11 protein-coding genes, 1 tRNA gene and 1 other RNA gene are annotated in these 12,941 nt (G+C 63.9%); 5 read left to right on the top strand and 8 right to left on the bottom strand.

What is annotated here, in order from left to right; all coding sequences use genetic code 11:
- Positions 1–94: 94 nt before the first annotated feature.
- Positions 95–1,615, top strand: a complete 1,521-nt coding sequence (locus CHB96_RS06460; protein ID WP_089244258.1) for a DHA2 family efflux MFS transporter permease subunit — start codon at positions 95–97, stop codon at positions 1,613–1,615.
- A gap of 76 nt (positions 1,616–1,691) precedes the next feature.
- Here CHB96_RS06460 and CHB96_RS06465 read toward each other — a convergent pair whose 3' ends face one another.
- Positions 1,692–2,981: an aspartate aminotransferase type Ic gene (locus CHB96_RS06465; RefSeq protein ID WP_089244260.1), complete on the bottom strand. Its 1,290-nt coding sequence runs from the start codon at positions 2,979–2,981 to the stop codon at positions 1,692–1,694.
- Positions 2,982–3,016: 35 nt separating this feature from the next.
- Positions 3,017–3,111, bottom strand: an RNA gene (ffs, locus tag CHB96_RS06470) — signal recognition particle sRNA small type.
- A 186-nt stretch (positions 3,112–3,297) separates the two neighbouring features.
- On the opposite strand from ffs, the gene CHB96_RS06475 reads away from it, so the two are divergent.
- Positions 3,298–3,382: transfer RNA gene (locus CHB96_RS06475), tRNA-Ser, on the top strand.
- A 155-nt stretch (positions 3,383–3,537) separates the two neighbouring features.
- On the opposite strand, the gene CHB96_RS06480 is transcribed toward CHB96_RS06475, so the two are convergent.
- The 3 genes from CHB96_RS06480 to CHB96_RS06490 all read right to left on the bottom strand — a co-directional run bounded on the left by CHB96_RS06480 (position 3,538) and on the right by CHB96_RS06490 (position 7,553).
- Complete coding sequence (locus tag CHB96_RS06480) at positions 3,538–5,142, bottom strand: hypothetical protein (RefSeq protein WP_245865312.1); 1,605 nt, start codon at positions 5,140–5,142, stop codon at positions 3,538–3,540.
- 282 nt (positions 5,143–5,424) lie between these two features.
- Positions 5,425–6,171 (bottom strand): 3-hydroxybutyrate dehydrogenase, encoded by a 747-nt coding sequence (locus CHB96_RS06485; protein WP_089244262.1) that lies wholly within the window; start codon positions 6,169–6,171, stop codon positions 5,425–5,427.
- Positions 6,168–7,553, bottom strand: a complete 1,386-nt coding sequence (locus CHB96_RS06490) for an MFS transporter (RefSeq protein WP_089244264.1) — start codon at positions 7,551–7,553, stop codon at positions 6,168–6,170. The genes CHB96_RS06485 and CHB96_RS06490 overlap by 4 nt, the downstream gene beginning before the upstream one ends.
- Before the next feature lie 80 nt (positions 7,554–7,633).
- On the opposite strand from CHB96_RS06490, the gene CHB96_RS06495 reads away from it, so the two are divergent.
- Positions 7,634–8,608, top strand: a complete 975-nt coding sequence (locus CHB96_RS06495) for a LysR family transcriptional regulator (protein ID WP_176444173.1) — start codon at positions 7,634–7,636, stop codon at positions 8,606–8,608.
- On the opposite strand, the gene CHB96_RS06500 is transcribed toward CHB96_RS06495, so the two are convergent.
- From CHB96_RS06500 to CHB96_RS06510, 3 genes are all read right to left on the bottom strand, one after another.
- The gene (locus CHB96_RS06500; RefSeq protein ID WP_089244268.1) at positions 8,605–9,672 is read right to left on the bottom strand and encodes a spore photoproduct lyase family protein; all 1,068 of its coding nucleotides are present in this window, start codon (positions 9,670–9,672) and stop codon (positions 8,605–8,607) included. The genes CHB96_RS06495 and CHB96_RS06500 overlap by 4 nt on opposite strands.
- Before the next feature lie 29 nt (positions 9,673–9,701).
- Positions 9,702–10,058 carry an STAS domain-containing protein gene (locus tag CHB96_RS06505; protein WP_089244270.1) on the bottom strand — a complete coding sequence of 119 codons (357 nt, stop codon included), beginning with the start codon at positions 10,056–10,058 and terminating at the stop codon, positions 9,702–9,704.
- 129 nt (positions 10,059–10,187) lie between these two features.
- Complete coding sequence (locus CHB96_RS06510; RefSeq protein WP_089244736.1) at positions 10,188–11,279, bottom strand: FAD-dependent oxidoreductase; 1,092 nt, start codon at positions 11,277–11,279, stop codon at positions 10,188–10,190.
- A gap of 76 nt (positions 11,280–11,355) precedes the next feature.
- On the opposite strand from CHB96_RS06510, the gene CHB96_RS06515 reads away from it, so the two are divergent.
- A complete protein-coding gene (locus CHB96_RS06515) occupies positions 11,356–12,006 on the top strand; it encodes a TetR/AcrR family transcriptional regulator (RefSeq protein ID WP_089244738.1) in 651 nt (216 codons plus the stop codon).
- A 19-nt stretch (positions 12,007–12,025) separates the two neighbouring features.
- Positions 12,026–12,907: a tRNA glutamyl-Q(34) synthetase GluQRS gene (gene gluQRS / locus CHB96_RS06520; RefSeq protein ID WP_089244272.1), complete on the top strand. Its 882-nt coding sequence runs from the start codon at positions 12,026–12,028 to the stop codon at positions 12,905–12,907.
- The last annotated feature ends 34 nt before the right edge of the window (positions 12,908–12,941 follow it).

Consider the following 12,941-nt stretch of genomic DNA (forward strand, 5'->3'; position numbering starts at 1 on the left):
TCACCCGATAAGCGGAGGACATTCCTCCACTTAGCTGCTACCTTGTTCCAATAACCGGAGGATACACCTCCGCATAGTCGATCAGAGGAACACCATGACTGCACTGTCTTCGGACGACGTCTCGTCGTCGGGGCTGGCAACGGAGGAAGTCACCGATGCCAAGGCCCATCGCAATCGCTGGCTGATTCTGGCCACGCTGGGTCTCGCCCAGCTCATGGTGGTGCTCGACGCCACCGTCGTGAACATCGCTCTCCCCGCCGCCCAGCTCGACTTGGGCTTCGACAACGCGAACCGCTCGTGGGTCGTCACGTCCTACGCCCTCGCATTCGGCAGCTTGCTGTTGCTCGGTGGCCGATTGAGTGACTTGTTCGGCCGTCGCAACACCTTCTTGGTCGGCCTCGTCGGCTTCGCCGTCATGTCGGCCGTCGGAGGCGCTGCCGTGAACTTCGGCATGCTGGTCGCCGCACGTGCAGGTCAGGGTGTCTTCGGGGCTCTGCTCGCACCGGCTGCCCTGTCACTTCTCGCCACCACATTCACCGATCCGAAGGAACGCGCCAAGGCGTTCGGCATCTTCGGCGCGATCGCAGGCGGCGGCGGCGCTCTCGGCCTGCTGCTCGGTGGCATGTTGACCGAGTGGGCCAACTGGCGCTGGAGCCTCTACATCAACCTCGTCTTCGCCGCGCTGGCGTTCGTCGCAGGATTCATCCTTCTGGCCAAGCACAAGGCAGATGTCCGTCCTCGCCTCGACATCCCCGGCACATTGACGGTGTCGGCTGCACTGTTCGCCATCGTCTACGGCTTCGCACATGCAGAGTCCGACGGCTGGGGCAACACCGTCACGATCGCTTTCCTGGTCGCGGGCGTCGGTCTGCTCGGAGTGTTCTTCAGCATTCAGCAGCGCGTCGCGCACCCGTTGCTGCCGCTGCGCATCATCCTCGACCGCACTCGGGCCGGATCGTTCCTCGCAGTCTTCGTCACGGGCGCGGGCATGTTCGCAGTGTTCCTGTTCCTGACCTACTACTTGCAGAACACACTCGGCTTCACCCCGATCACCACCGGATTCGCGTTCATGCCGATGATCGCCTCGCTCATCGTCACCGCGACGCTGTCGACCGCCATCGTGCTGCCCCGCTTCGGGCCGCGTGTCCTCATGACCACCGGACTCCTCGTCGCGGCGGTCGGCATGGGTCTACTCACGCAGATCGACGTCGACTCCAGCTACGTCACGCACATCTTGCCCGGCCTGATCGTCATGGGCCTCGGCCTCGGCGCCACGATGGCCCCGGCCATGCAAGGGGCGATCTCGGGTGTGAACCCCGACGATTCGGGTGTCGCGTCGGCGACGGTCAACACGATGCAGCAGGTGGGTGGTTCGATCGGAACCGCGCTGCTGAGCACGATCGCCGCCACCGCAGCGACCAGCTACGTCACCGACAACATGGCGTCCGCGACGGATCCGCTGTCACTGCAGGCACACGCGGAGATCGCCAGCTACACCACGACGTTCTGGTGGGCGACCGGCATCTTCCTGCTCGGCGCGGTCATCTCGGCGATCGTGGTCAAGCCGGGACTGCTTCCCGCTGCTCCCGAGGGTGCGGTAGTCGTAGGCCACTAGGCCACTAGGCCACTAGGCGCTGCGCATGTGCACGGAAATACATACTCCCGTATGTATTTCCGTGCACGTAGGCGTTTTACGAGGTACGTAGGAGCTTCTCCGTCGCGGCCAGCAGAACGCAGGTCGCGACGCCGTCCATCGACTTCTCGAGCTCATCGAGCGACGGGAAACTCGGGGCCAGACGGATGTTGCGATCCTCTGGATCCTTCTTGTACGGGAAGGCCGAACCTGCCCCCGTCAACGCGATACCCGCGTCCTTCGCCAGCGAGATGGCCCGGGCTGCTGTTCCTTCGAGCACGTCGAGCGAGATGAAGTATCCGCCCTTCGGTTCGGTCCAGGACGCGATCTTCGACGCGCCGAGACGGTCGTCGAGAATCTGCCGGACGAGCGCGAACTTCGGCGCCAGGATCTCGCGATGCTTGGCCATGTGAGCGCGAACACCCTCGGCGTCACCGAAGAAACGCAGATGGCGCAACTGGTTCAGCTTGTCCGGGCCGATGCTCTTGGTGCCGAGGTGCTTCTGGTACCAGTCGAGGTTGGTCGTCGAGCTGCCGAAGAAGCTGACACCTGCCCCGGCGAACGTGATCTTCGACGTCGACGCGAACACGAACGGCCGATTCGGATTGCCGGCTTCCGCAGCCCAACCGAGGATGTCGTGCGACGGCGCGAATTCCTCGACGAGCGGGTGCACGGCGTAGGCGTTGTCCCAGAACAGTCGGAAGTCGGGAGCCGCCGTCGGCATCGAGGCCAATGCCCTGACGACCTCTTCGGAGAAGACGGCGCCCGTGGGGTTCGAGTAGTTCGGAACCGCCCACATGCCCTTGATCTGGGGATCCGACGCGACCAGCCTGGCGATCTCTGCAACGTCGGGACCGTCGTCGAGCATCGGGATCGGGATCATGTCGATGCCGAAGCTCTCGGTGATCGCGAAATGCCGGTCGTAGCCGGGGGCCGGGCACAGGAACCGGATGTTCGGCTCGGCGGACCAGGGACGCGGCGAGTCGGGAAGCCCGTGCAACAGCGACCATACGACGAGGTCCTGCATGATCTCGAGGCTCGCGTTGTTGCCGGCGAGAAGATTCGATACCGGAATGTTCAGCAGCTCACCGAAGATGGCACGCAGCTCGGGCAGGCCCGCGAGGCCGCCGTAGTTGCGGCAGTCCGTGCCGTTACCGTCGCGAAAATCGTCTCCGGGAAGGGTCAGCAGCGCTGCAGACAGATCGAGCTGCGCGGGCGACGGCTTGCCTCGGGTCAGATCGAGGGCGAGGTTCTCAGCCTTGAGCTGCTCGTACCTGGCGCTCTGCCGGTCGTGCTCGGAAACGAGCTCCTCATGGTTCATCAACCCGAACTGGGTCTGCGCTGACATGTGGAGCGGCCTCTCGTGGTGCTGGTCCTCAGAAGTTAAGGGGACCCCGCGCACCCGGCAGAGCCCGTTGACCCTTGCTGCCTTCCGGCCCTGGGGGAGTTCACAGGATGCGCGCCGCGCGGGATCCAGTGAAGAGTGTAGCCGTACTGCGGACCGCACTGTGCATGCCCCCGCGATCGCTTGAATGGTCCTTTCATACGAACAGACAGCTTCGGTGCGCCATCCAAGCCTCGTCGACGACGTCGATCAACGGTCCGCGTAGGGCCGGACCGGCCCGTTTGGGATCTGCGGGGGGTTACCCGGTATGCTTCCCCACGGAGGATTCGCCTAGTGGCCTATGGCGCTCGCCTGGAACGCGGGTTGGGTTAACGCCCTCAGGGGTTCAAATCCCCTATCCTCCGCCGAAGGGAAAGCCCCCGCACCTCGTGTGCGGGGGCTTTTTCCGTCATTCGAGCATCACGACGCCCAGCGGGCCGCTTCCGATGCACACCCGCCCGGCAGTCGTCGCCGTCACCGCACTGCCCGATCCGCTGAGTCGGACGTAGACGGTGTTCAGTCAGCTCCTCAGCGGCACGGACACTGCATCTCCGGTATCGAGCTCGAGATCCACGACGCTGTCGCCGTCGGAGAAATAGTTCAGCTGCACGGTCCAGTCCCATTCGGGGACAGCGGCGTCGAGTGGCATGCGCGTCCGATTCCCGACGGAAAAGCCGCAGTCCGGTTCCGGCCCCTGCGTGATGCTGCGCGACGGGCTGACGACGGCAGGCCGCACGTGCCCGGCGTCGTCGAGGTACCGCAGCACGGGCGTCGACGGCGCGAAGTTCGGGTCGAGGCTGCCGAATATCCGTGCGGCCGAGTTCTCGGGATAGGCCAGGGGCGTCAGAACCCAGGGTGAGACGGGCTGGTCCAGCAGCGGTACGTCGCGGTCTGCGAGCGACGCCGTGGCATTCGCGAGGTAGTCCCCGGCCGGATCGTCCTGCCACGTCGAGACAAACGTGTACGTGGACACGAGGCAGCTGACGACGAATACCGTTGCTACAGCGATCCATCCGCGACTCGGAGTCGCGCTCCGCAAGATCAGCGCGGCTCCGACGGCGATGACTACGGAACTGTCCGCGACGTACCTCAAAGTCTGCGCCAATTCGTTCGCAGTATCCGGGCCTGACCTGGACAGCACCATGACCGCGACCGACAAGGCGACGTAGCCTAGGAGTCCCGCCCAGACCATGCGATGCCGCCTGATCGAAAAGTACAGTGCCGCAAGCACTACTACCCAAGCTGCGACGACGAGCACGATCGGCGGCGCAGCCCACGGCCCCGACGGCGGCCAGCGTTCCCACGCCCACGGACCGCCCACCAGCGTCGGGATCAACCCGAGTGACACCCCGTGGTTCACCAGTTCCGCCGTCGTCCGCCAACCGTGGAACGCGAAGCCGGTCTGCGTGACGAGCAGAAAAGCAACAGCCCAGACGACCCCGACGCCAGCGCACGAAAGCCACAGAGCAGCAGCCTGTTTCCATGCTTCACGCACACCGAACATCACCGCGACGACACCGAACGCGAAGAGCGGAACGAGGACCGACTTCTCGAAGAACAACAGCGCGACCGCCGTGACGACCGTGCCCGTCACGACATATCGCCGACGCCCCGTCCGTGCGTAGTGGAGCGCATCACCCGCGACCCAGGCAAGCGCGAACTGCAGGGGCAGCGAATTGAGCGCCGCCGCCCACCACGCGAACGACGGCAACGTCAAGGGCGAGAACAGGTAGAAGGTCAACGGCAGCAACAGGATCGGGTTCGATCCCAGGATCGTGCGCAACAACCGCAACACCGCGTACGACGCTGCCGCCTGCATGACGAGCACAGTCACGGCCGGTAGCCACCACTGCAGCGGCGCGAGGGCGGTCGTGATTCCGGCGACGAAGAATGCACCCGGCATGAAGTGACCGTCGTGGTCGTAGAACAACAGGTCGGTCGAGAAGAGAGGGAAGGCACTACCGCGCCCGATGAGAATCAGGTCGTCCCAGTAGAAGTTCCCCGACGCCAGTACATACCCGCGAACCACCAGCTGCGCGGCAATCAGCAGGAACGCAACCTTCGCGACGCGATTCGCAGCCGTGCTCGCTGACATTTTCAGGCCCCCGCCGTTGCTCGCTGACATCTGGCAGGACGGTACCCGAGGACTCTTACAACACCACCGTTCGTTCACAGCACGCTCGTGCGTTGTAAACAGATATTTCTGTTGTAAGAACCTCCGCGGCTGCCGTCGACTCGCAGGCATCCTTACCCAGCGGTCTGACCCCTATCGCTTGAATGGTCCATTCATACGAACAGATAGCGTGACGGTCACATTCAAGCGTGAACCCCCCATCGCTTGTATGGTCCATTCATGTTGGCAGACAACATGAATGGACCATTCAAGCGGTGAAGGGAGACACCGAAACTAACTCGCCGACCAACCACCGTCCATGAGGTACGACGCCCCCGTGACCATGCCGGCGTCGGCCGAAGCGAGCCATCCCACCAGAGATCCCACTTCGGCCGGTTCGACGAGCCGTTTGACGGCGCTCTCGGTCAGCATGACCTTCTCGAGCACCTCGTTCTCGGCGATGCCGTGCGCTGCCGCCTGGTCGGCGATCTGCTTCTCCACCAACGGGGTTCGTACATATCCCGGGTTGACGCAGTTGCTGGTCACGCCGTGCGCGCCACCTTCGAGCGCTGTCACCTTCGACAGACCCTCCAACGCATGTTTCGCGGTGACGTATGCCACCTTGTACTCCGATGCCCGGATACCGTGGACCGACGAGATGTTCACGATCCGGCCGAACGAGCGGGAGTACATGCCCGGCAACGCCGCTCGGATCAGCAGGAACGGCGCTTCCACCATCAGCGTCTGGATACGCCGGAACGCTGCGGGATCGAAATCGACGATGGGAGCGACGGTTTGGATTCCCGCATTGTTGACGAGGATGTCCACGTCCAACTGCAGGTTCTCCAGCGCGGAAACATCGAGCAGATCGACCGCCCACGCCTCGCCGTGAAGTTCGGCGGCCAACTCCTTCGCGGCGACCTCGTCGACGTCGGCAATGGTTACCGACGCACCGCTGGCAGCAAGGGAACGAGCACATGCCGCGCCGATTCCGGATGCACCACCCGTGACCAGGGCTGTGCGTCCGGTCAGGCCACTCACTTCAGACCCGCCTTCAGCAGCTCCGCCTCGGTGGCGAGGTTCTTGGCGTCGGCGATGTCGATGGTCTCCAGTGCGAGGCCCTTGGTCTCACGTGCGGCGATCACGGCCACCAGGGTGACGGCACACGACGCGGCGAGGTACCAGGCGATCGGCACGCTGGAACCGAAATTGTCCAGCAGCGCAACCGCGATGATCGGGGCGAGCGAACCGGCGACGATCGACGTGACCTGGTAGCCGAGGGACACGCCGGAGTAGCGCATACGCGTCGGGAACATCTCTGCCATGATCGCCGGCTGTGTGGCGTACATGAACGCGTGGAACACCAGGCCGATGATGATCGCGAGCATGATGACGGCATTGTGCCCGCTGTTGAACATCGGGAAGGCGAAGAAGCCCCATGTGCCTGCGGTGACGGCACCGATCAAATAGACCGGACGACGGCCGATGCGGTCGGCGAGCTTGCCCACCAACGGAATGACGCAGAAGTGCACGGCGTGCGCGGCGAGCATCCACCACAGGATGGTCTGAGTGTCGGTGCCGACCTCGACCTTCAAGTACGTGATGGTGAACGTGACGACGAGGTAGTACATGACGTTCTCACCGAAGCGAAGTCCCATGGCGGTGAACACGCCACGCGGGTAACGCTTCAGAACCTCGAACACACCGTACGACGCGGCCTTGATGACCTCGGCCTGCTTCTGCGCCTCGACGAAGATCGGGGCATCGGTGACCTTGGTGCGGATGTAGTAGCCGACGAAGACGATGACGGCGGAGAGCCAGAACGCGATTCGCCAGCCCCAGCTGAGGAAGTCGTCCTCGTTCAGCACGGTCGTCAGGATGAGCAGCACGACGGTCGCGAGCAGGTTACCGGCGGGCACACCTGCCTGCGGCCAGCTGGCCCAGAAGCCACGGCTCTTGTTGGGGCTGTGTTCTGCGACGAGGAGAACTGCGCCGCCCCACTCACCGCCGACGGCGAAGCCCTGGATGAAGCGGAGGGCAACCAGCAATGCGGGCGCCCAGTAGCCGATCTGGTTGAACGTCGGCAGACATCCCATCAGGAACGTCGCACCACCGACGAGCACGAGGCTGAACTGCAGCAACTTCTTTCGGCCGTACTTGTCGCCGAAGTGACCGAACACGATGCCACCGAGCGGACGAGCCACGAAGCCGACCGCATAGGTGACGAACGCGGCGAGGATGGCGTCGAGTTCGCTCGTTCCGGCGGCGAAGAAGATCTTGGAGAAGACCAGGGTCGCGGCGGTTCCGTAGAGGAAGAACTCGTACCACTCGACGATCGTGCCTGCCATCGACGCGCCGACGACCTTCTTCAGGCCCGACGGCGTCGCGTCCGGATCGGGCTGTGTGCGTTCTTCGACGCTCATTGCTTCTCCTCGTGTGAGACGGCACGTGTGGAAGGCAGATTGTGACCGCTCCCACACATACTTGGTACGGCTGAGTATCGATGCAGAAAGTTGCGCCCGCAATGACCAAGTACGCAACTGTGATCTGCAAGAATGCAGACGTGCCACTCGGTCATCCCGAACACGGTCGACTGCCCAGCGCCGACGACCTGTTGATCCTTCTCGCGGTCGGCCGAACCGGCCGGTACAACACCGCGGCCGACGACCTGGGCGTCAACCACACCACGATCTCCAGGCGCATCGCCGCGCTCGAGGCCACCTTGGGCGGGCGGGTGTTGACGAAGTCCGGCAGCGGTTGGGAACTCACCGCGCGCGGTAAGGACGCACTGGCCGCTGCGGAGAACATCGAGGCTGCGGTCCGATCATTGATCGGTCCCGACGACGAAGCCGAGGGCGTCGTCCGGGTCTCGGCGACCGACGGATTCAGCGCATACGTCGTCGCACCTGCCGTCGCGCAGGTGAGGCGACGTCACCCGGGCATTGCCGTCGAGATCGTCGCGACGACGAGGCGGGCGTCGCAGCAGCGTTCCGGGATGGATGTCGAAATCGTCGTCGGCGAACCCCAGGTGCATCGCGCGGAGGCGATCAAACTCAGCGACTACCACCTCGGGCTGTACGCATCACGGTCCTACCTGCAGGAACACGGGGAACCCACGTCCGTCCCCGATCTTCAGGCGCATCCGCTCGTCTACTTCATCGACTCGATGCTGCAGGTCGACGACCTGGACATCGCACCCGGATTCGCTCCCCTGATGCGTGAATCGGTCACGTCGACCAACGTGTTCGTCCACGTCGAGGCCACACGCGCCGACGCAGGCATCGGGCTACTCCCCTGCTTCATGGCCGACCGTCACGAGGACCTGGTCCGACTTCTTCCTGACGACGTCTCCATCAGGCTCGACTACTGGCTCGTCTCCCGCGCCGAGACTCTCCGACGCCCCGAGGTGGCCCGCGTCGTCGACGCGATCCGTACGTCGGTCGTCGAGCAGAAGGACGCATTGCTGGGCAAGCGTTAGAACGCGTATCTGACCGTGAGCCACGGTGTCTTCGTCGCGACGAGATCGGTCAGTTCCGCCACGGCCTGGGCTTTGACACCGTTGCGATAGCGCACGTTGATGCCGCCGTTCTGCGAACGCTTCGGCTGCTGGATCTCGGGCGTCCACAGCACACGTTCAGCGCGCGGATGCCAGCCGAGGTTGACCTCGTGCAGACCCTCGTTGTGCGTCAGCATGATGATCTCGACGGCAGCCTGCTTCTTGAACGCCTCGCCGGCTGTCGCGTCGAGTAGGTCGAGTAATTCGCTCCACCGGCCGAGCCACCCGTCGGAGATGACGACGGGCGAGAAGTTGAGGTGCACTTCGTACCCGGCCTCGACGAAGTCGTCGAGCGCGGCAAGACGCTCGTCGATGGACGACGTTCTGATGTCGAGCAACCTCGCCTCCGGTTTCGGCATGAGCGAGAACCGAATTCGTGTGCCGCCACGGGGATTCAATTCGAGCAGTTCACGGTTGACGTACTTGGTCGCGAACGACGCCTTGGCGCCGTCCCACCCCGCGAACGCGCCGATCAGATCGCTGACGTTGTCGCTCACGGTTGCATCGACGCTGCAGTCGCTGTTCTCCCCGATGTCGTACACCCAGTCGAACGGATCGCATTGATTGGCTTCGAGTTTCGGTCCTTGACGCCGGATGTGTCGCCCGAGGTATCCGATGATCTGGTCGATGTTGGTGAACACCGTGATCGGATTTGCGTACCCCTTACGCCGCGGAACGTAGCAGTACGCACACGCCATGGCGCACCCGTTCGCGGTGGACGGCGCGATCCAGTCGGCCGACCTGCCGTTCGGCCGAGCACTGAGCGACTTCTTGACACCGAGGACCAGATCCTCGGTCTTGACGCGAACCCAGCGGTCGATGTTTCCCTCGTTGCCGTGCAGTTCCGGAATCTGCCAGTGCGACGCGACGTCGATGACCTCGGCATCGGGGAACCGGGCGAGAATCTGCTGCCCACGCAGGTCTGCGATAGCGTCGGGCTCAGCCCAGATGCGCTCGACCTGCAGCAACGGTGCACGAGTGGGCATTGCTTCTGTCTATCAGCAAGTACCGACAGTCACAGCGTCTGCAGGTCGTCGACGAGTAGGCCGTCGGCACCCAGCGCGTGGAAGACCATCCGGACCGGTCGAGTGGTTGCCAGCACACGCAGTCTTCCGTCTGCACGTTCGGCCGCGTCGATCACCACGTTCGCAGCACCCGAATAGATGAAGGTCACTGCGGAGAAGTCCACGTCGATGGCAGTTCCTGGCCGCAAGAAACGATCGAGAGTGCTGCTGAGCTCCGCGCGTGAACTCACCTCGAGTTCACCGGAGCACCGGACGATGACGTACTCGTCCGAGTAGAGCTCCACTTCGACTGTGTACGAATGCCTTTCGCGCATCGATTCGATCACTGCATCCAACTCTGACGACACGCACGAGCCCCTTCGTTACTGCTCCGACGAAGGCAACTCTTTCAGCGCAATATCTCCGATCGACCGACGCTTTCATCACGTACGGGACACAACATGGTCACGGAGAGATAACGTCGCATGCGCTGGGGCCTAGGCCATACCCGCGAAGAAGTCGATCAGACCGTACGGCGCGCGATCACCGAGGCACAGGTCGATCAGCTCCTGCGCTTCCACCGCAGCAGTCGCGCTGCGCGGAAACAGGGCGTCCTCGTACTCCTTCAGCGCTGCTTCGATGTCGCCGGGATGTGCGACGATTGCCCGCCCGAGCTCGGCGCCGTCGAGCATCGCGAGGTTGGCACCGTCCCCTGCAGGCGGCATGAGATGAGCTGCATCGCCGACGAGCGTCACCCCGGCGACCCGGTCCCATCGATGCCCGGCGGGCAACGAATGAATCAGACGCGCGACGGGTTCGGTGTCACTGTCTGTGATCAAAGCGACGAGTTCCGGTGCCCAGCCGTCGAATTCGGCCGCAGTCTTCGTGATGTCGAAATCTGCGGGACGGTTCAGCTGCACGTAGGTATGCAGAATTTCGCCGGCCTCGCGGTGCGCGGTGATGCCTTTACCCGGAGTGAGCGCGAACATTCCGCCGGGTCCGACGAGGTCTGCCGTCGCGGAATGGCGATTGTCCACGTCGTGCAGGTACGTCTCGACGAAGACGGTGCCGAAGTACTCGGGCTTCGCGTCGGACAGCAGCGGGCGAACCTTCGACCACGCACCGTCCGCGCCGACGAGAAGGTCGGTGGTGACAGCCGAACCGTCGGCGAAGTCGATCCTGCTACGGCCGTCGCCCAAGGCCTCGACGCCGCTGACCTTGCGGCCCCACTCGATCGTGCCGTCGGGCAGCGACTCGATGAGGATCCGTCGCAGATCGCCACGAAGCACCTCCGGGCGACGCGATGTGCCGTCGTCGGGCACGTCGTGCAGCATCTCGCCCTGCGGATCGAGGATGCGCGACGCCTCGGCCCCCTCGTGAATGATCGCGCGGAACTCCTCGGTGAGGCCTGCCAGTTCCAGTGCGACCTGGCCGTCGCCCTCGTGAATGTCGAGCTGCCCGCCCTGCGTGCGGGCCATCGGCGACGCCTCCGCCTCGTAGATCGTGGATTCGATGCCGTTGACGTGCAGAACGCGAGCAAGGACGAGGCCGCCGAGGCCTGCTCCGATGATGGTGATGTGGGGTGTCATGTCGATCTCCTTCTGAGCATTGGAACGTTGTTCCACTAGTTTGGAACAACGTTCCAAATATGTCAAGATGTCTGTCATGGCAACGAAGAGAAGGGCCGACGCACTGTCGAAGGAACGCATCGTCGAAGCGGCGATCGACATCCTCGACGCCGACGGCGAAGCAGCGCTGACCTTCCGCGCCCTCGCCACACGACTCGACACGGGCAGTGGTGCGATCTACCACCACGTCGCGAACAAGGACGAACTACTCACGACGGCGGCCGACGACGTCATCGCCCGAGGCGTGGCCGTCGACAGCTCCGAACCACGTGAAACAGTGCGGGCGGTTGCGATGGGAGTGTTCGACGCGATCGACGCGCATCCGTGGGTCGGGACGCAGCTGTCGCGTCAGCCGTGGCAGATGGCGATCATGCGGATCTTCGAGGGGATCGGCGGCCAACTCGATGCTCTCGGCGTTCCAGAGGAGGATCAATTCGATTCGGCGACAGCGCTGTTGAGCTACATCCTCGGCCTCGCCGCTCAGTATGCGGCCGGTGCGCGGCTGCTGGCCCGCGAAACGGATCGGTCGGATTTCCTGGCCACGATCGCAGGCCAGTGGACGCACACCGATCCCGGCGAATACCCCTTCGTGCACCGGGTTTCGACACAGCTGACCGACCACGACGACCGTACGCAGTTCCTCGCCGGAATCGACATCATTCTCGACGGGATCACAACGAGGACCTGATCTGTATAGGCTTCTTTCGATGAGCGCCGGCCGATTCGCACCCAGCCCGTCGGGCGACCTGCATCTAGGGAATCTCCGGACTGCTCTGCTCGCCTGGCTGTTCGCTCGATCCTCCGGTCGACGCTTCCTGATGCGCGTCGAGGACCTGGACCGTGTCCGCGAGGGCGCCGAGGCCAGGCAACTTGCCGACCTGCAGGCCATCGGCCTCGACTGGGACGGTCCTGTCACCAGGCAATCGCAGCGCACCGCCCTGTACGACGACGCCATCGCCCGCCTCACCGCAGCCGGAATGACCTACGAGTGTTTCTGCACGCGTCGGGAAATCCTCGAGGCTGCCTCCGCCCCACACGCACCCGACGGCGCATACCCAGGGACCTGCCGGAACCTGTCGGCCGAGGAGAAGGCGTCGAAAACAAGGCCGCCTGCGCTCCGACTACGCGCCGACGTGACCGATTTCTCTGTCGACGACGTTCTGCACGGACGGTTCCACGGTCAGGTCGACGATTTCGTGCTGCGACGCGTCGACGGTGTGGCGGCGTACAACCTCGCAGTAGTCGTCGACGACGGCGAACAGGGAATCGACCAGGTGATCCGCGGAGACGATCTACTGACGTCGGCACCTCGACAGGCGTACCTCGCATCGTTGCTCGAATTACCCACTCCCACTTACGCACACGTGCCGCTGGCACTCAACGCGCAGGGCAAGCGGCTCGCGAAACGAGACGGAGCGGTGACGCTGGAGGACCAGGCTGCGATGGGACTCGGACCCCACGATGTCCTCGACCTACTCGCCCGATCTCTGGAACTCGTGGGCCCGAACGACCACGTCACGGCGAAGGACCTGCTGAGCAACTTCGACCCGGCGAGACTACCCACCACCCCGTGGATATTCGAGACATAAGGGATTTACCGGCCACGACAATTCGGACCTGGAC

It is taken from the genome of Rhodococcoides kyotonense (assembly GCF_900188125.1).
Lineage (GTDB): Bacteria > Actinomycetota > Actinomycetes > Mycobacteriales > Mycobacteriaceae > Rhodococcoides > Rhodococcoides kyotonense.

Coding starts and splice junctions, on each gene's coding strand:
- CHB96_RS06460 (WP_089244258.1), top strand. CDS start 95: ATGACTGCACTGTCTTCGGACGACGTCTCGTCGTCGGGGCTGGCAACG.
- CHB96_RS06465 (WP_089244260.1), bottom strand. CDS start 2,981: ATGTCAGCGCAGACCCAGTTCGGGTTGATGAACCATGAGGAGCTCGTT.
- CHB96_RS06480 (WP_245865312.1), bottom strand. CDS start 5,142: ATGTCAGCGAGCAACGGCGGGGGCCTGAAAATGTCAGCGAGCACGGCT.
- CHB96_RS06490 (WP_089244264.1), bottom strand. CDS start 7,553: ATGAGCGTCGAAGAACGCACACAGCCCGATCCGGACGCGACGCCGTCG.
- CHB96_RS06495 (WP_176444173.1), top strand. CDS start 7,634: ATGCAGAAAGTTGCGCCCGCAATGACCAAGTACGCAACTGTGATCTGC.
- CHB96_RS06500 (WP_089244268.1), bottom strand. CDS start 9,672: ATGCCCACTCGTGCACCGTTGCTGCAGGTCGAGCGCATCTGGGCTGAG.
- CHB96_RS06510 (WP_089244736.1), bottom strand. CDS start 11,279: ATGACACCCCACATCACCATCATCGGAGCAGGCCTCGGCGGCCTCGTC.
- CHB96_RS06515 (WP_089244738.1), top strand. CDS start 11,356: ATGGCAACGAAGAGAAGGGCCGACGCACTGTCGAAGGAACGCATCGTC.
- gluQRS (WP_089244272.1), top strand. CDS start 12,026: ATGAGCGCCGGCCGATTCGCACCCAGCCCGTCGGGCGACCTGCATCTA.